Origin of the sequence: Methylocaldum sp. RMAD-M (assembly GCF_017832375.1) — a bacterium.
Classification (GTDB): Bacteria; Pseudomonadota; Gammaproteobacteria; order Methylococcales; family Methylococcaceae; genus Methylocaldum.
In genome coordinates this window covers 108,174-125,521 of record NZ_JAFIBZ010000003.1, presented here as the reverse complement: position 1 = coordinate 125,521, position 17,348 = coordinate 108,174, and the positions used below count along the sequence as shown (strand labels likewise).

Below are 17,348 nucleotides of genomic sequence, written 5' to 3'. Positions count from 1 at the left end.
TTCCTTGAAAGCGCGCGGAATCAGCTTAGAGCCGCAGAACTTACGCCCGGCACGACCGTGGTCGTGCCTATCGGATAACATTCGCCGGTAACGAAACCCCGTTCGGCCGCGATGCAGGCGCGCGTCACCGCCTCGATTTCGTCAAAAGCCGGCAATACGACATCGGGCCTGAGCAGGCTCGCGCAAAACAAGGCCATCTCTTCAAAGAAACCCTTCTCCTGTTTCCTGGTGCGGAAGGCATGCCGCCTTCCGCCCGAGTAGAGTTCGGTCGACGTGAAATCGTCTATGACGGCGGCTCTGCCGCCGCCGAACGCCTCGAAGCGCTCCTTGGCCAATCCGGTATCTCCCGCCGCCGCGTAGACCAGCGTTCCCACCGAGCCGTCGGCGAATTCCAAAGCCATGATGCTCTGGTCGTTGGTAATGCCGGTTTGGTGATATCCGACCGAAACGCTCCGAACCGTCGTCACCGGAGAACCGCAAACGGACTGCATCAAATCGACGAAGTGGCAGCCTTCGCCGATGATGCGTCCGCCGCCGACGGTGCGGTCCTGGATCCAGTGGCTCGGATCGATCGTCCCGGCATTGACCCGGTAAACCATGACCAGGGGACTCGTGCGCCCGTCGAAGTGGGCTCGGACCTTTCGCGCATGCGGCGAATGTCTTCGGTTGAATCCCACCATCAGCCGCAGACCCGAATGCGCCGCGCGGACGTAGACCTCCGCGATCCCGTCGAGTTCGTTTTCGTCGAGGCACAAAGGCTTTTCGACGAAGACGTGTTTGCCGGCGCCCAGCGCCTTTACGACCATGGCCGCATGGCTGTCGTGGCGGGTCCCGATCAGAACGGCGTTGATGTCCCTATCGTCCAATATCGCTTCGTAATCGTTCGAACAGTAGGCCGCTTGAAGCTTGTCCGCCACCGCGCGGGCACCGATCCCGCTGCCGGTGCACACGGCACGGATTTCCACGCCGGGCCGGCCCCGAAGATGCGGAATCAGCATGTCTTTAACGTGGTTGCCGGCGCCGATGATGCCCAGGCGCACGCGGGATTCGCTCCTGGCCGGCCGCAGCTCGACCACCCGAGCCGGCCGGTCTCCGGCAATCGCCGGATAATCCAGCACGATGCCGAGATAGGGCTCGGTCTCTTCCATGATCAGGGTGTAAGCGTCCGTCGCACGATCGATGGGAAAGCGATGGGTCGTCAGTCGCTTCAGGTCCAGATGCCGTTTTCGGACCAGGTCCAAGAAGGCTTCCATGTTGCGCCGCTCGGTCCAGCGGACATAGGCATAGGGATAATCCACTCCCTTCTCTTCGTAGACCCGATCGTGGCGGCCGGGGCCGTACGAGGTCGAAAGCCGGAGATCGATCTCCTTGAGATAAAACGGCTCGCGCGGAAGATTCATGCTCACCGCGCCGACCACGATCACGCGGCCGCGCTTGCGGCAGACCGCCGCGGCCGCGCGCACCGGTCCGTTGTCCTTGGCGCTCGCCGTGATGATCGAGGCGTCCACCCCCTGCCCCTTCGACAGGCTTTCCGCCGCTTCCTCGAGTTGCTCCGGCAGCACGGCGATTGCACCGGACTCTCGGGCCATTTCCAGCTTATAGGGGTCCGGGTCCGATCCGATCACCGTGCAACCGTTGGCCAACAACAGCTGAACCGTCAACTGGCCGAGCAGTCCCAAGCCGATGACCGCGACCGTTTCTCCCAACCGCGGCTCGGCCTGGCGAATGCCCTGCAAGGCGATGGCGCCCAGGGCAACATAACTCGCGTCCTGGAAATCGACCCCCTCCGGGAGTTTTACGCACAGATTCTTCGGGACGAACACGATTTCGGCATGGGACGCATAGTTCTGTCCGGCGCAGGCGACGTTATCGCCGACCTTGAAACCTTGTACCTCGTCCCCTACTTCGATCACCACCCCGGCGCAGCTGTAGCCCAATGCCACCGGAGCATCCAGGCGATTGAGAACCAGTCTGGCGGTTTCCACCAATCCTTTCTTCTTCACCTGGTCCATCACTTTCCTGGCCTGATCGGGTCGTTCCATCGCCTTGCCCATCAGGCTTCTCTGTGCGACCCGCACGCTCGCCCGCTCGGTGCCGGCACTGATCAGCGAGCACCGGCTCGCGACGATCAATCCGCCCGGCCGCACCATCGGTGCCGGCACCTCGCAAACCCTCAACAATCCCTTACGATAGTTTTGTACGAGCTGTTTCATTCCTCGGCGAACCTCCCTGTCTTTCGGAGTGAATGTTGATCGTCGAAGGGCTAAGTACATTCCATACACTTTTGCGGAATCTCGACAAATTAGTTCGATTGGCGGATTTCTCCTGCAGTGGTGCGTATGCCGCAAGACTTCCCTGAATGTACTTAGAGCATTTTCTAATCAGACGTACGGCATTACTGAATCGTCCCGTATGGCGCGCCCGAGCATCGCCGGCTGGAGTCGGAACCGCCCGAAGGGGCGCGCAAGGGATTGCGCGCGGCGACAAAGGCACCTGGACGTGCCTTTTGTCGCCCCCGGCTCCAGCCGGCGACGCGCAGGATCAGCGCGCCATCCGGGTGCCCTTTTCTTTGGTTTCTTTCTTTTGGGCAAGCAAAAGAAAGAAACTCGCCCGCGGGGCGAGACCCGCTTCAAACTCACTGGCTGCCAAAGGCAGCCTCCTTTTCGAGCGTACATCCGAGATGAAAACGCTCTAACCCACCCTACCAAATCCGGCAACGCTGACGTCCGATGTGCGAAGCCCGGCGGACGCCGTCAGCCTGTAGGCTTCCGGCTCGGTCAGCGACAATGTGCTCATGCCGCGCCTGGCCATTTCCGATGCAGCCAGATACATCCTGCATACCTGCAGCAAATCCTCCGCCGGATACGAAGGCGGCATCCGATTCTCGACCGCCTTCAGATAATCCCGATACATTTCGGCATGGCCCTTGTTTCGGAACCAATAACGAAATACCTGATGTCGCGCCCCAACCTGAACCTCCAGCTTCAGAAAATCGTGGATGGTCAGAGTCATATCCCCTCGCCGTATATCGACGTACTCCTGTACCCCGCGCAAGGAATTGCCCCGGTCGGTCGAGACCAGCGTCGCCTTGGAGCCATCCCTGAACGCAATGACAATGGAAACCTCGTCTCCGGCCGGAATCCCGCTCGGCGAGGCGAGCGTTATCCCGACGGGCGGAGCGCCGATCAGGTAATAGGACAAGTCGATCCAGTGGCACAGGTTTCCGGTAATTCTCGTCCCCTGTGCCGGCCAGTAATACCAGTGGCTAGCGGGAAGACCCAGCTCCTTGACGATGCAGGTCACGGTAATCGGACCGCTCCCAAGGGACAACAGATCCCGGCACCGTTCGATGATCCGGCTGTGTCTCCGGTTGAATCCGATTTCGATGAAGGCGCCCTCCTGCCGGCGCAGATCGGAGAGCCGGCAAAGCTGCCGATAATCGGTTACCGGGGGCTTCTCCATGAATATCCTGGAACGTTCGTTGATCGCCAGGGCTCGCTCCGCCAGTTCCAGATGGGTGGAGTGATAGGTACAGATGACAACGCAGGGTTCGTCCAGATGGCGCAACCTCGCCAAGGGCCGCGTGGCGGAGGTATCCCAGTAACCAAACCCTTCCCTTGCGCCGACCACCGCCGCCGCGGCGGGATTCAGATCGACGACGGTATGCCTCCGCAGAGGTCTCAGGCTGGGCAGGACGTAAGCTTGGGCATAGGCGCCGGCGCCGATCAGGAAAAGCGCTCTTTCATTTCCTATCGTTGGCTCTTTTCGTTGGAACCGGGATTTTCGCGGGGACGGCTTGTACCGCCGCTCGATCATCGCATCGTTGCCGCCGTCGTCAGCGGCGTGCGAATCGAGGTCTTGGAGAGCGTTTTCCAAATCGAACTCGACATGGGTCCCGGAGTAAGGCGACCAGCCGTGCATCGCCTCGAACCGCTCGGGATGTTCGCTCAAATACCGGAGAACGCGGTGCAAAACCGGCCGCCATCGCTCCCGGTCTGGAATCTTGACGCACCAGCGCCGGGGAAAGGCCAATACCGACGAATAGGGATATTCCTGAGGTCCCAGACCTACGAACAGATCCGAGCCTTCCCTGATTTTTCCGTAGGCCAACACCAAGGCGCGCTTTGCGTGTAGCCGACGCTGGAATCCGGCGGCTCTCGCTTTCGACAACGCGAGCCTCGGGCCCTCGCGCAAAAGAAAGAAGATGATTTTGGACAGGCGGTGCGGATAGTCGAAGCGGTGGGCTTCCGATTGAACCGGCTTCCTGAAAGCGACAGCCTCTTCCACCTCGATCAGGACCGACGGGTAAAGGGGCTCCGGATCGGGCAGAAGGTACGACTTGTCGGCGAATTCAATTTCCATTGGCGCTGGCTATCCCTTCCAACGATAGCCTCGTGTCCGTTCGATATCCGAACGGGCGACTTCGTCCGAGGCCAATAAACTACGGTTCGACAGGGTGGCGTCAGGCGGTGCTAGCCGTCGACTCGCCTCCGGCGCTATCGAACACCGATACCATGTCCTTGATAAAACGCTCCTTGGTATACAGGGCCTCGTATCGCTTGCGCGCATTTCGCCCCATCTCTTCCCTGCCCGGCCGGTTGTCCATCATCCATACGATGCGTCTCGCCACGTCATCCGCATCGTTCGCCCGCACCTCCAGTCCGGTGACGCCCTCGATCACGGTCTCCCGAAGGCAACCGCGATCGGAGTACAAGACCGGCAACCCCGCCGCCATGGCTTCGAGGACGACCAGAGGTTGGCCTTCCTGCTGAATGCCGGCGAACACGAACAGATCGGCGGAGGCATACAGTCTCAGCTTTTCTTCTCCGGAAACCGGTCCGGAAAACGTCACGGCAGCGCTCAAGCCATGCTCCCGAACAAACGCCATGGCCTCATCCCGATCCTCGCGATTCGACCATTCGCCGGCGATGACGAATTCCGCACGATCCCCCTTGGCGCGCAGTACCTGCGGAACGGCCGCCAAAAGCGCCAAAGTGCCCTTAGCTCGGTTGAGCGTACCGACATGGAGAACCCTGAATCGCGCATCCTGTCTTGGATGCTCATAGTCTTTGACATATTGACGAGGCCAATCGATGCCGTTCGACACCACCGCGACCCGCCCGGCATCCGCCAATCCGTCGAATATCGGCCTCAGCGAATCGCCGAGCACGACGATGCGTTCGGTTCTCCGCAAAAAGGCGCTTACGTACGCCTTGACCGGTTTCCCCTGCGTCTCGTACCACGTCCTGAGATTGCCGCCGTGCAGATGGATTACCAGGCGGCATCCGGACAAATAAGCGAACCAGAAAAACAAGCTGTCCCTCAAAATGCCCAGGGTGGATTGAGAGATCGGCAGATAAGCCAAGTGCGGCCGCTCGGTGAATACGATCTTGGCCAGGCTGAGCCATTCCTTTACGAACAAAACCACGTCGTAGGCATCGGGCTTGTATACATTCGCGATGCCCCGCCTATCGGCCGTGTCCACCAACGATACCTCGAACGCCCGGGCAAGCTCGGAGTGGAGCAGCATATCAGTCGCAACGGCCACGCCGTGATACGGCGGCGGCGTCGGTCCTATGATCAGGAGCTTCCGTTTCATTCCTTGAACCATCATCTATGTCTGATAGCGCGAGAGGCTCCAGGTTTCACCTTCGAGTGGAAAAATTCGATCATCCGCCGGGCCGAACCCTCGATGCCGATGTTTCGGACCCGCAAGAAAGCCTCGTGTCCGACTCGGCGCAGCTCCTCCTCGGGCATGGCGAGAACCTTCAATATGGTTTGGATTGAGCCGGAAATATCGAGGGGGTCGATGACAAACCCGGTTTTGCCCTCCTCGATCAGATCTTCCGTGGCAGCGGCATGGATCGACGAAATGACCGGAAGTTCAGCCGCCATACCCTCTGCGATAACGGCGCCGAACGTATCGGCGAGGCTTGGAAAAACGACGATGTCGGCGAGCGCGTAATAGGTCATCAAATCCCGCCACTGAACGTGTCCGACCAGATGCAGGTTGCCCCACCCGCGCGCTGCGATATGGTTTACATACCGTTCTCTCTCCGGACCGTCTCCGACCACCAGGAGCGTCGTTTCCGGCCGCGTCTTCACGATCTCCGCGTACATGTCGAACAACTGCGGATAACCCTTGGCGTCGATGAGCCGCGCGACCGACAGCAGGACCGGCCCCGGATACCGGCTCTTGATGTCCCGAAACCCGGGATGCGCTCTGCACGCCGCCACTTCCGAATTGACGTAGTCCACATCGATCGGCATCGGTGCCAACAGAATGTCTTTTTCGTCGATTCCATAGTGCATGAAAACATGCTTCGCTTCGCTCGAAGACGCGATCGCTCCCGAGGAAAGCCCGCAGATCAACCGCCTGAGCCCATGGCGCAGTCGACTGCCGCCGGCGCAGCTCCTAAGCGCCAACTCGCCCCAGGCCAAATACGGTTTTCGATGTTTCGCGCAATACAGAAGAGCCCCCCAATTGGCGGGGGCGAATCCGCCGCTAAGAACGAGATCGGGATTCAGTCGCCTTAGCCGCTCGGTTACTCCGTAGTTCATGTGAACGGCAGTCTCACGGCCCCGGATCGGCAAATGAAATCCCGGCAAAACTTCCGCATCGAAACGGTAAGCCTCCAGAATCCAATCCCGGTTCTCCTCGGTTTCCGCCATGAGCAAGACCGATAAACGGTCTACTTGCCGGGATATCGCCTCGAATAACGGAATCCGATACGGCGTCAGTATATTCGTTACGATGGCCAGGTTCATACCTGCTCCATACTGCCCCGGACAAAATTCATGACCTGCCATTTAATAACCGCATACCAGGGAATCAAATCATAAATCCTCGCCCATTTCGGCAGCGGTAAAATAGTTCTGGCTCGGCGCCGGATAATCCGTAAATTGTGCAGATAACTTATTGAACTCTTGGTTTTGAAGAAACTCGATGGATTTCGATAATAAATGACCGCCGGCAGCGGGAGTAATACCACTCCGCCGTGCCGCATCGCGCGAATGAAAAAATCGTAGTCTATGCACATCTCCAGGCTTTCGTCATACCCTTTGACGCGTCGCCATATCGATCTCGGATATATCGCCGTGGAATGAACCAATGGGTTACTGCGATAGAGTCTGGCTACCGTAATTGAAACAGGCCGTTCTCCCGCGGCGGCCGCGGGCTGGCTCGATATTTCGGGGATCGTTCCTGGAAAGATGTCGGTCGATATATATCGGGTAGCCGCGATCGCCACGTCCGGATTATCGAGCAGAAATCCGACCACGTAAGACAGACGCCAAGAAACGCTCAAATCGTCGGCGTCATTAATCGCGATATAGTCCCCGGATGCCCTTCGAATCGCTTCGTTAAGCGCTCGCGACCGGCCCATGCGTTCGCACCTGATATAGTGGAAACGCGGATCCTTTATCGCTTTGCAAATATTTTCCGTCGCGTCGGATGATCCGTCATCCAGAAAAACCACTTCGAAGTTCGCATAATCCTGAGCCAGGGCGGCGGATATCGAGGATTCGATATACCGATCGGCATTGAATGCCGTCATGACGATCGATACCTTTGGCGGTTCGGGTCTATTTTCCAATGATGAGCTCATACATTCCCTAATCATCAAACCCTGGCCCGCCTCCAAGACGGCTTCGCCTTGGCTCGAAAAACCCCTTTTCGCAGAGTCTCGATCTGCCGCTCGCTCAGCTGTCCGTAAAGATAAACAGCGACGCCATTCCCCTTCGATAAGGCTCGCGCTTTAGAGATAAGCTCGGACAGCCGATCGGGACGGCGATCGACCACCTTGTTCCCCGGACCGACACGGTCGAAATTTCCGACCATGACGACCATCGCCTCGGGACGCTTCATTTTGGATTGAATGGTTTTGATGATGCCGAAATCCGGATTGGCGTGATATTGCATGGAATAAACGACATCCACGATTCCTTCGTCGGCCCATTTCGGAGCGTTTTGACCGAAGGTTTTTATATCGTCCTTCCATGGGGCGGCATCGACACTGACCACCAAATTCGGTTTCAAACGTTTTCCTTCCTTATATATTCTCCCTATAACCCCTGATATCGCGCGCTCCGCTTCGTCGGCCCGCTTGCCCTGCGGTACCGAAAAGCGAACATAATCGAGATTCACGCCGTCGACGGGATATTTCGCGATCACTTCCAACACGATCTCGGTAATTCGATCCCGAAACGCGGGCTTATACCAGTCGAACGATTTCGCGCCTTTTACCGCCAATTCCGGAAATAAATCGTCCCGGTTCCGGAGCCCCATCGAGAACCAGGGATGAACCTCCAAATCATGTTTTTTCGCGGTATCCAGCAGGATGCGCACCGGGTCGAACTGTTCGCCTTGGCCTTTGATATAACCCCGCAGCCGCTCGTCTCGGGGTGCCAGACGGCTAGGCCATGTGGTTCCCCGGCCGTCCCAGATACACGGCACCAGCACATTGAAGCCGGCTTCTTTCACCCGACGGCATATCTTTTCCGCGTTCGAATACCCCAGCCAATGCAATCCCTCGTCGAGAATCGCCCGGCTTTCGTTCATCTCTTCGGCGGAGCCGCCGGACAGCGGATAAACGCACAAAGACGCGGTTGCCGCCAAAAATTGCCGACGATTCAACCTCATCGGGCACCTCCATGTTTCTCGGACAATTCGTTCGCTTTTTCGGCCATGGCGACCAAAGAAAACACGAATATCGCGAATTGCGTCACGTAATCGAAACCGTTATCCGTGGCGATGAAAATCACATAAGTCGTCAAGCCTCCGACACCGGCAAGCGCATATTTCCTGGTTTGAGAATCGTCACGAAACCGCAAGATACGAAACAATCGCCATAAATAGCCAAGGATGACCAATATGAATAAGGTCAGACCCACGACACCGATTTCGCTCAGCATCCTCACGTATTCCGAGTGAATGACACCCAATCCGCCCGCCGAGCGTTCGTAAAAGAAATCCTGGGTCGCCCCGATCCCGGAGCCCAGCAAGGGATGGGGTTCGAAAAATCGATTCAGCACCATTTCCCAGGCGTCGAAACGGCCGGAGCCATGAATTCTTCCCACGGCATCCTCAGGATTCGCGATTACCGTATCGAAACTCATTTGCTCGCCGCCGATAAACATCCTGCTTCGGAATTTCGGGCTGAGCAGAAACAAGGCCGGGAAACTCATGATGCTGAATACGGGAAGAATGATTCTGCCGATACCTCGGCGGCCCAGGAACAGAATCACCGAAAATCCGATGAATATCGCGGCTATCGTGATACGGGTAAACGCGGCCATCACCACGATCGAGAATCCGATAATCATCAGTCCTCTGGATAAGGTTTTATCGGCAACGGCAAACCCGGCCATGGCAAGCATGCTCACGGCGGCGATATGGGCAGAAAACGTGGCCGGGCTGGTATGAGGAAGCGTAAGTCTCGGATCGGAACTCAGACCGAAGAGCCGCGCCATCAAGGCCAACACCACCATGACGATGCCGCTCGCCAGGATGATTCGCTCCGTGTGCTGGAGCTGACGCGATGAGGACACGGCGGTCATGACGAGCATCACGAACAGAAGCGGCGCGCTCAATTTGGCGATCATCCTGAGACCGAACGACAAGCTCGGCGCCCACAAGATCGACGTCAGGCAGAACGCGAGAAACAGCAAGTGAAGCTTGTAGCGGGACAGGTATTTGAGCGTCTTCGACAGGCGGGGAACCAAAACCAGGCAAACGGCAACCCATAGCCCGAACAACCGCACGGCTGCGAGACTCATGTGCCCCATAGGCGTCGAGCTGATCTCATCGCTCCCGGGCGTCAACGGAATCGGCCCCGTCAGCAACGCATAATTGAGCAGGAATACCGGGGACCAAAGAGCCAGCAGGCCATACAGGCCCACGGCGACGAGAAGCAATACGAAAAACATAAGGGATTACGTCGGCATACTGTGGAATCATTCCAATAAACCACTGAGCTACCTTGCAATTCGGCTTCGGACTATGCGAGCCGCGGCCGAAACGTACTGCCGAAAAATGACGCCGGTCGGCCTCGGATCAACCCGAGTGGCAATCCGACCGGTTCGGGGCGCATACCACGACCTCAGACTGCGTCTTGAGGCCGGGACTAGAGCGTTTTTCACCGCCGCTTAGCGGCGAGGATTAGGAAAATCGTTGGTCGGCAATCCCTTGCCGACACACAGGATCGGCCAGGGACTTTGTCGGAAGGGTCGCGACTAAAACAACCGTTTGCGATCGGGAAAGGATTGCCGACCTACAGCACCTCGGAGCGCGATGCCAAACCGGAAAATACTCTAGAAAAAATCCGGCTTTCGCCTTCGCATAAGCTCCGTTTACTTCGCTTCGCGCCTCCTGCGATGAACTTGTTCAGTCGGCACGCATAGCGTCCGAAAGAACGGATAGAATTCGGGCCGATGCTTTACCGTCCCATAACTCCGGCTTTTTCCTTGCCGCACCCGATCCGCTCAGCACTTTTCGAGCTTCCGCCACGATACGCGCAGGATCGGAACCCACGATCACGTTCGTACCCTCTTCGACCGTAATCGGGCGTTCCGTGTTGTCGCGCAGGGTAATGCAAGGGACGCCGAGCGCCGTGGTCTCTTCCTGAATGCCGCCGCTGTCCGTCAACACCATCCTGGCGTCTTTGAACAGGTTCAAGAATTCCATGTAGGACAGAGGTTTCGTGGTGACGATGGAATCGGGAATCGTCAGGCCGAATTTCTGGATGTTCGCCTGAGTGCGGGGGTGTATGGGAAATATCAGAGGCAATGCGGTGCTCACCTCCGCCAATGCCTCGACGATGCCGGCCAGCGTTTCCGGACTATCCACATTGGAAGGCCGATGCAGCGTGACGACGCCATAGGACGGATTCCGCTGCTTGAAGATCGTCGTCTCGAATGCCGTCGGCGCGAGGTGTTTCAGCTTTTCCACCTGATGAAACAGATTGTCGATCATCACGTGGCCCACGAAGAAGATGCTGTCCTTCCGTTTGCCTTCGGCCAACAAGTGACTTACGCCGCTTTTTTCGGTCACGAAGAAATAGTCGGATATCGAATCGGTCACGATGCGGTTGACCTCCTCCGGCATCGTGATGTCTCCGCTCCGAAGTCCAGCCTCCACGTGAGCCACCTTGATCCCGAGCTTCTTCGCCACGATCGAGCAGGCCAGCGTCGAATTCACGTCGCCCACCACCATCACCAAATCGGGCCGGTCCTTCAGGCAGATCTCCTCGAAACGGACCATCACTTTCGCCGTCTGCTCGGCATGGGAGCCGCTGCCCACCTCCAGGTGATAATCCGGCGACGGTATCTCCAATTCTTCGAAGAACACGTCGCTCATTTCCTTGTCGTAGTGCTGCCCGGTATGGACCAGCTTGTATTCGAACGGATACGAGCCCTGCCGAAGCTCCCGGATGATCGGGGCGATCTTCATGAAATTGGGCCGCGCACCGGCGACGATAAACATCTTGTAGGTCTGGGCGATTGTATTCAAAGCATCGTCTCTCTTCGGTTTTTCGTGTTAGCACTGCACCAAACGGCCATTCGCATTACAACGATTCCGCGCCACACGCTTCGAGAATTGAACAATCGCCGAGCGATGTAACGAGTTTATGCGTGGACGTCCTAAGAAGTTTATACGTAAGAGCGCTTAAATCGCCCCCAAGCCTTGTGCCGAACAAACTTCCCCTCATTTCTGGTGGCGGTAGCCGCAGGCCGACAAAACTTTGCCGGCAATTCTGTCGGGAAGGGATTCCCGACCTACAACTGACTTAGTACTACAGCCGCAGTTATGGTGGATGACCGCGACAGCGGCGTCGGTAATGGCACTGCCGGCGCTCCACTGATGCCGGTGCCACCAGCTTGACTAGGCCAAGACGTGTCTGGCTGTTCTCGATGCGACCGGCCGTGTCGCTGTATTGCCGCTTCACGCCAACCGAGTGGATGCCATTCTTCAGAGAGCCCGTCTCGTCCACCATCAGCACCGCCTCCGGGTCGGCCAACGGTTTCACCAGGTAAGCCCTCATGGTGGCCTCCTCAGTCGAGTACCATGCCTCGTTAGACCAACAACTGCGGCTGTAGTATTAGAGCCTATCCCAGTAGGTGATAAAACCCTTCGACAGGCTCAGGGCGAACGGCCTACTGAGATAGGCTTTTAGTGTCGTAGGTCGGCAATCCTTTTGCCGACGCTTCCGCCGGCGCTTCGTTGAACCTTTAGAACAAGCCCGTAATCCGGCCGTTGTCGTCCACGTCTATGGCCTCGGCCGCCGGCATTTTGGGCAGTCCCGGCATGGTCATCATGCTGCCGCAGACGGCCACCACGAACTCGGCGCCGTGGGAAGGCCGCACTTCGCGGATGGAGAGCACGTGGCCGGACGGCGCTCCCTTGAGATTCGGATCGTTCGAAAACGAGTACTGCGTCTTGGCGATGCACACCGGGAAATGGCTGTATTCCTCGCTCAAGCGCTCGAGCTGCTGACGGGCCTTGCTGTCCGCGGTGATATCCGCCGCCCCGTACAGCTGGGTGGCGATCGTCTTGATCTTGTCCCAAAGCGGCGCTTGCTCTTCATAAAGGAAACTGAAATTCGACTGACCGGCATCGACCATCCGGACGACTTCCCGAGCCAGGTCTTCCGCGCCCTTTCCGCCCTCGGCCCAGTGCCGGCAGACGATGACCTTGGCCCCCATCTCCTCGACCTTGCGCTTGAGCAGCGCGATTTCGGCGTCGGTGTCCGAGGTGAAATGATTGATGGCGACGACGCAGGGCAAGCCGAACCGCTGCTGCACGTTGCCGAGGTGCCGCTCCAGATTCACGAAACCGGCTTCCACAGCTTCCAGGTTCTCCTGTTGCAGTTCCTTGACCGGCACGCCGCCATGCGACTTGAGCGCCCGCACGGTCGCGACCAGCACCACGCCGTCAGGCTTGAGGCCGGCCTTGCGGCACTTGATGTCGATGAATTTCTCCGCCCCGAGATCGGCGCCGAAGCCTGCTTCGGTCACCACGTAATCGGCCAGCTTCAAGGCTGTCTTGGTCGCGACCACCGAGTTGCAGCCGTGGGCGATATTGGCGAAAGGACCGCCGTGGACGAATACCGGATTGTTTTCCAGAGTCTGGACCAGATTCGGCCGCAGAGCGTCCTTCAGCAGCGCGGCCATGGCGCCGTGCGCCTTGAGATCGCGGGCGAAAACCGGCTTATTGTCGAAACGGGTATAACCCACCAGGATGTTTCCGAGGCGCTCTTTCAGTTCTTTCAAGGAGCTCGACAGGCACAGGATGGCCATCACTTCTGAGGCGGCGATGATGTCGAAGCCGTCTTCGCGCGCAAAGCCATTGGCCGTTCCGCCCAGGCCGATGACGATGTCGCGCAGTGCGCGGTCGTTCATGTCGATGACACGCTTCCAGGCGATCTGGCGCGGATCGAGGTTCAACCGGTTGTCGTGGTGGATGTGGTTGTCGATCATCGCCGACAGCAGGTTGTGGGCGACACCGATGGCGTGGAAGTCGCCGGTGAAATGAAGATTGATGTCCTCCATGGGCACGACCTGAGCGTAGCCGCCTCCGGCCGCTCCTCCCTTGACGCCGAAACACGGCCCCAGAGCGGGCTCCCTGAGACAGATCATGGTTTTCTTGCCCAGCCGGTTCAGCGCGTCACCCAAACCCACGGTCGTGGTGGTCTTGCCCTCCCCCGCCGGCGTCGGGCTGATGGCGGTGACCAGAATCAGCTTGCCGTTGGGCCTGTTCTTGAGACCGTCGATATAGTCCAGGGATAGCTTGGCCTTGTAGTGGCCGTACGGGTCGAGATGTTCTGGCGCTATACCCAGCCTGTCTTTGGCCAGATCGATGATCGGCAGCATCTTGGCTTTTTGAGCGATTTCGATGTCGGACATGAATGCACCTTTTTATCTATCTCGGTCGTGGATATGGAAGTCGGGATCAAAAGGGCAGCGAGCACAAGGCGTCAAACGCCGTAACCGAACCCTCGAAGTTGGCAGATATTAACAAGTTGCCGGAAGCAACGCAGCAAGCCGGCCGAGTTCTTGGCTACACTATCGGGTTGGGCTTTGTCGCGAGCCGGCGACGCGTTCGGCTTGCATGCTCTCCATACGTCAGCCGGAATGAGCATCCTTCAGGGATGGCTTGCGAATTGCTTTACGGCCGAGCGGATAACAACAATCACTTTTCGACAATAAGAGGCAACCATGTCGGCGACGAAAACGTCACCCGTATTCGATCGGTTCAACCCATTCGTTCTTCTCGGCGGAATCTTTTTGGCGCTTAGCCTGAGTTTTCCTCAGGACGCGTACAGCGATCCCCCCGACTGGGCGCCGGCCCACGGCTACCGGAGCAAACACAAGGACAGACATCGCGATGACTACGACGACCGTTACGAACACCGCGAAACCCGTCATTACCATGACCACGATCACGACTACGGCGTAAGATCGGGCCGCTGCGACCGCACCATGGTCGGCAAGGTGCTGGGCGGCGTTGCGGGAGGTGCGCTAGGCGGCGTCATCGGCTCCAAGGTCGGAAACGGCGACACTGCTTCGACGGTCATTGGCGCCGTCGCCGGCACGGTGATCGGCGCGATCATCGGAGACCAGATCGCTCGCCGCATGGACGCGAGCGACATGTTCTGCACCGGACGGGCGCTCGATTTCGCCGACGACCGCCGCAGCGTCCATTGGATGAACCCGGACAACCAGGTGGACTACCTGGTCACGCCCTTGCGGACCTTCAACGACAACGGAGAGCGCTGCCGCGAATTCTCCACCCGCATGACCTACGGCAAGCAGCGCGACTCGGTCAACAATATCGCGTGCCGCCAGCCGGACGGGAGCTGGGTGATTCGGAATTGAGCAGGGGCAAGGCCCGCAATGCCCGTACGGAATCGATCGGAAGGCATCCATCCTTCTTACGGGCTGGCCTTTCGGCGGGTTACGCTTCGCTAACCCGCCCTACGAGTTCTTAACACTCATCAGCTCGCAGGTTGAACATCGCAAGCGAGAATCGGGCCGCGCAGTAAATTCTTTCACATCCGTCCGGTTCGTAGGGCGAAACAGCGCAACCTATTCCGCCTTACGGGTACCGCCGGTACACGGCGGTACCCTATCGCCTTCACGCCGCGTCAGACTCCGTCGGCTGCGGGGCCAGCAAACGCTCCACGACCTCCAACTGTTCCGGATTTCCGAGCAGGCCGATGCGGTCGCCCGGAAGGAATACGGTCTGGGTAGACGGGTTGACCATCAGCTCGTTCTTGCGCTTGATCGCCACCAGGGTGGCGCCGGTCCGGGTACGGAGGGCGGCCTCGCCCAGCATCTTCCCGGCCAGCGGACTTTCCTCGGGTACTTTTCGCCAGGCGATGTCGATCAATTCGGAAGCATCGAGCAGGTCCCTGAGTAAGGCGTGCTCGCCCTGCGACTTGACCAGGGCCTCGTAGTTTTCGCGGCGCACGGTATCCGCGTAGCGCCGCACGTCGTGCAGGGGAAAACCCAGTTGCAGCAGCGTGTGCCGCAGCACCTGCAGGCCGCCTTCCAACTCCGGATGGATCACCAGCTGTGCGCCCAATTCCGAGAGTCGCTTGACCCCGGCCCTGGTGGCGGCGCGGGCGATGATCGGGAGATCCGGGGCAATGTCCCGAGCTGCCGCGACGGTGAGTTCGGTGGCCGCTTCCTCGGGCAAAGTCACCACCAGCAGACGGGCCCGGTGCAGCGCCGCATGGGTCAGGATGTCGGAGTTGGCCGTATCGCCCAGGAGCGTGGGGACGCCTCGTTTGGCCAATTTTTCGATCCGGCTGATACGGAAATCGATGACCAGATAGGGAATGCCCAGCTCACCCATCACGTCGACGATATGCGAACCTACCCGTCCGTAGCCGACCACCACCACATGGTCGGCCACGGAGTCCTCCACCGGCGTCTGCGTCGAGCCGTGGCGGTCCAGCCATCGCCATAACGGCTGGACCCCTCTTAAGCTCCGTTGCAGCGGATGAACGCTGTGCAGCATGAACGGGTTCACGACGATGGACAGAAGAGCGGCCGCCAATATCAGCGCGTGTTGGCCCTTATCCAGTATGCCGAGACTCAAGCCGGTCTGATCCAGGATGAAGGAGAACTCGCCGATTTGGCAGGAGCCGGCCGCAACCACCAGCGCGGTGCTGGCCGGACGCGGGAACGGCAACACCCAAAGCCCCGAGACGATGAACTTTCCGATGACCACCAGAGCGGTAAGAATCAGGACCGGTTCGAGGTGCTCCACCAGGAAGCCGGGATCGAGCATCATGCCGACGGACACGAAGAACAAGACGGAAAAGGCTTCGCGGAACGGCAGCAGATCGGATGCGATGCGGTGACTGAGCGGCGACTCGCTCACCACCGCTCCCGCGACGAAAGCCCCCAGAGCCAGCGAAACCCCGAACAATTGCGATGCACCCAGAGCGATTCCCAAAGAAATGGCCAGGATCGCCAGAATGAACAGCTCGCGAGAGCGGGTATGGGCCACCCGCAGCAACAGCCAGGGAATGAAGCGTTTGCCCGCAAACAGCATGAACACGAGAAAGCCCAAAGCCGACAGCAGCGCGAGGCCGAGAGTGCGCCATTCCATGGGCTTGCCGGTGTCGGCCAGGTTGGGCAGGATCATGATCATGAGAACGGTGGCGATGTCTTCCATGACGCGCCAGCCGACTGCGACTTGCCCGTCCGGGGTGTTCAGCCAGCCGCGGTCCATGAAGCCGCGCAGCATGACGATGGTGCTGGCGATGGACAGCACCAGTCCCAGCACCAGTCCGGACTTGGGCGTCCAGCCCCAGTATTGGCTCAGGCCGTAACCCAGGGCCGCCATGGTCAGCATCTGTCCCAACGTCCCGACGATGGCGATATCTCGCACTTTCCACAGATCGGCAAAGGAAAAATGCAGCCCCACGCCGAACATCAGGAAAATGATGCCAAGCTCGGCCAACTGGTTGATGGTTTCGGCATCGGCCAGATAACCCGGCGTGAACGGGCCGATGACCACGCCCGCGAGCAAATAACCGACAATGGACGGCAGGCCGATGCGTTGAACGATCAGCCCTCCTAGAAAGGCAACGCTCAGCGTAACGGCGATATTTTCGAGCAAACCCAGGTTATGCATGAGATATGTGGAGTATGGTGCAGGCAGGTAGCCAAGAAGTTTATCAGGGTGCGTCGATCAGCGCCGATTTCCCGCGCCTTGAATCGCCGACACTCATAAAGAGCTCAGGCACGATCGACACCGGTGGACAGCAAACTGTACGGCAACGGCTTGCAACGCTGCTCAAAAGGGCTCCCCATGCCTTCAGGCGTTCTTGAGTCAG

At 58.7% G+C, this 17,348-nt stretch carries 11 protein-coding genes and 1 pseudogene; 1 reads left to right on the top strand and 11 read right to left on the bottom strand.

The window, feature by feature from the left end; genetic code table 11:
• Positions 1 to 20: 20 nt before the first annotated feature.
• The 10 genes and pseudogenes from JOD69_RS04250 to JOD69_RS04205 all read right to left on the bottom strand — a co-directional run bounded on the left by JOD69_RS04250 (position 21) and on the right by JOD69_RS04205 (position 13,902).
• Positions 21 to 2,213 (bottom strand): bi-domain-containing oxidoreductase, encoded by a 2,193-nt coding sequence (locus tag JOD69_RS04250; protein ID WP_168183906.1) that lies wholly within the window; start codon positions 2,211 to 2,213, stop codon positions 21 to 23.
• 478 nt (positions 2,214 to 2,691) lie between these two features.
• A complete protein-coding gene (locus JOD69_RS04245; protein WP_086135454.1) occupies positions 2,692 to 4,362 on the bottom strand; it encodes a Gfo/Idh/MocA family oxidoreductase in 1,671 nt (556 codons plus the stop codon).
• Between the two features lie 100 nt (positions 4,363 to 4,462).
• A complete protein-coding gene (locus JOD69_RS04240; protein ID WP_168183905.1) occupies positions 4,463 to 5,599 on the bottom strand; it encodes a glycosyltransferase family 4 protein in 1,137 nt (378 codons plus the stop codon).
• A gap of 11 nt (positions 5,600 to 5,610) precedes the next feature.
• Positions 5,611 to 6,768 (bottom strand): glycosyltransferase family 4 protein, encoded by a 1,158-nt coding sequence (locus tag JOD69_RS04235; RefSeq protein ID WP_168183904.1) that lies wholly within the window; start codon positions 6,766 to 6,768, stop codon positions 5,611 to 5,613.
• Positions 6,765 to 7,607 carry a glycosyltransferase gene (locus JOD69_RS04230; protein WP_280858473.1) on the bottom strand — a complete coding sequence of 281 codons (843 nt, stop codon included), beginning with the start codon at positions 7,605 to 7,607 and terminating at the stop codon, positions 6,765 to 6,767. Before JOD69_RS04230 ends, JOD69_RS04235 begins: the two co-directional genes overlap by 4 nt.
• Before the next feature lie 14 nt (positions 7,608 to 7,621).
• Positions 7,622 to 8,641 (bottom strand): family 10 glycosylhydrolase, encoded by a 1,020-nt coding sequence (locus JOD69_RS04225; protein ID WP_086135450.1) that lies wholly within the window; start codon positions 8,639 to 8,641, stop codon positions 7,622 to 7,624.
• The gene (locus JOD69_RS04220; RefSeq protein WP_086135449.1) at positions 8,638 to 9,927 is read right to left on the bottom strand and encodes an O-antigen ligase family protein; all 1,290 of its coding nucleotides are present in this window, start codon (positions 9,925 to 9,927) and stop codon (positions 8,638 to 8,640) included. Before JOD69_RS04220 ends, JOD69_RS04225 begins: the two co-directional genes overlap by 4 nt.
• Positions 9,928 to 10,384: 457 nt before the next feature.
• Positions 10,385 to 11,509, bottom strand: a complete 1,125-nt coding sequence (wecB, locus tag JOD69_RS04215; RefSeq protein WP_240507122.1) for a UDP-N-acetylglucosamine 2-epimerase (non-hydrolyzing) — start codon at positions 11,507 to 11,509, stop codon at positions 10,385 to 10,387.
• Between the two features lie 295 nt (positions 11,510 to 11,804).
• Positions 11,805 to 12,077, bottom strand: a pseudogene (locus tag JOD69_RS24985) (transposase); the annotation flags it as partial.
• A 151-nt stretch (positions 12,078 to 12,228) separates the two neighbouring features.
• Positions 12,229 to 13,902 carry a formate--tetrahydrofolate ligase gene (locus JOD69_RS04205; protein ID WP_086135448.1) on the bottom strand — a complete coding sequence of 558 codons (1,674 nt, stop codon included), beginning with the start codon at positions 13,900 to 13,902 and terminating at the stop codon, positions 12,229 to 12,231.
• A 312-nt stretch (positions 13,903 to 14,214) separates the two neighbouring features.
• Between JOD69_RS04205 and JOD69_RS04200 the strand changes: the two genes are divergently transcribed.
• The gene (locus tag JOD69_RS04200; protein WP_077729188.1) at positions 14,215 to 14,874 is read left to right on the top strand and encodes an RT0821/Lpp0805 family surface protein; all 660 of its coding nucleotides are present in this window, start codon (positions 14,215 to 14,217) and stop codon (positions 14,872 to 14,874) included.
• A 259-nt stretch (positions 14,875 to 15,133) separates the two neighbouring features.
• Here JOD69_RS04200 and JOD69_RS04195 read toward each other — a convergent pair whose 3' ends face one another.
• Complete coding sequence (locus JOD69_RS04195) at positions 15,134 to 17,146, bottom strand: cation:proton antiporter (RefSeq protein ID WP_086135447.1); 2,013 nt, start codon at positions 17,144 to 17,146, stop codon at positions 15,134 to 15,136.
• Between the last annotated feature and the right edge of the window lie 202 nt (positions 17,147 to 17,348).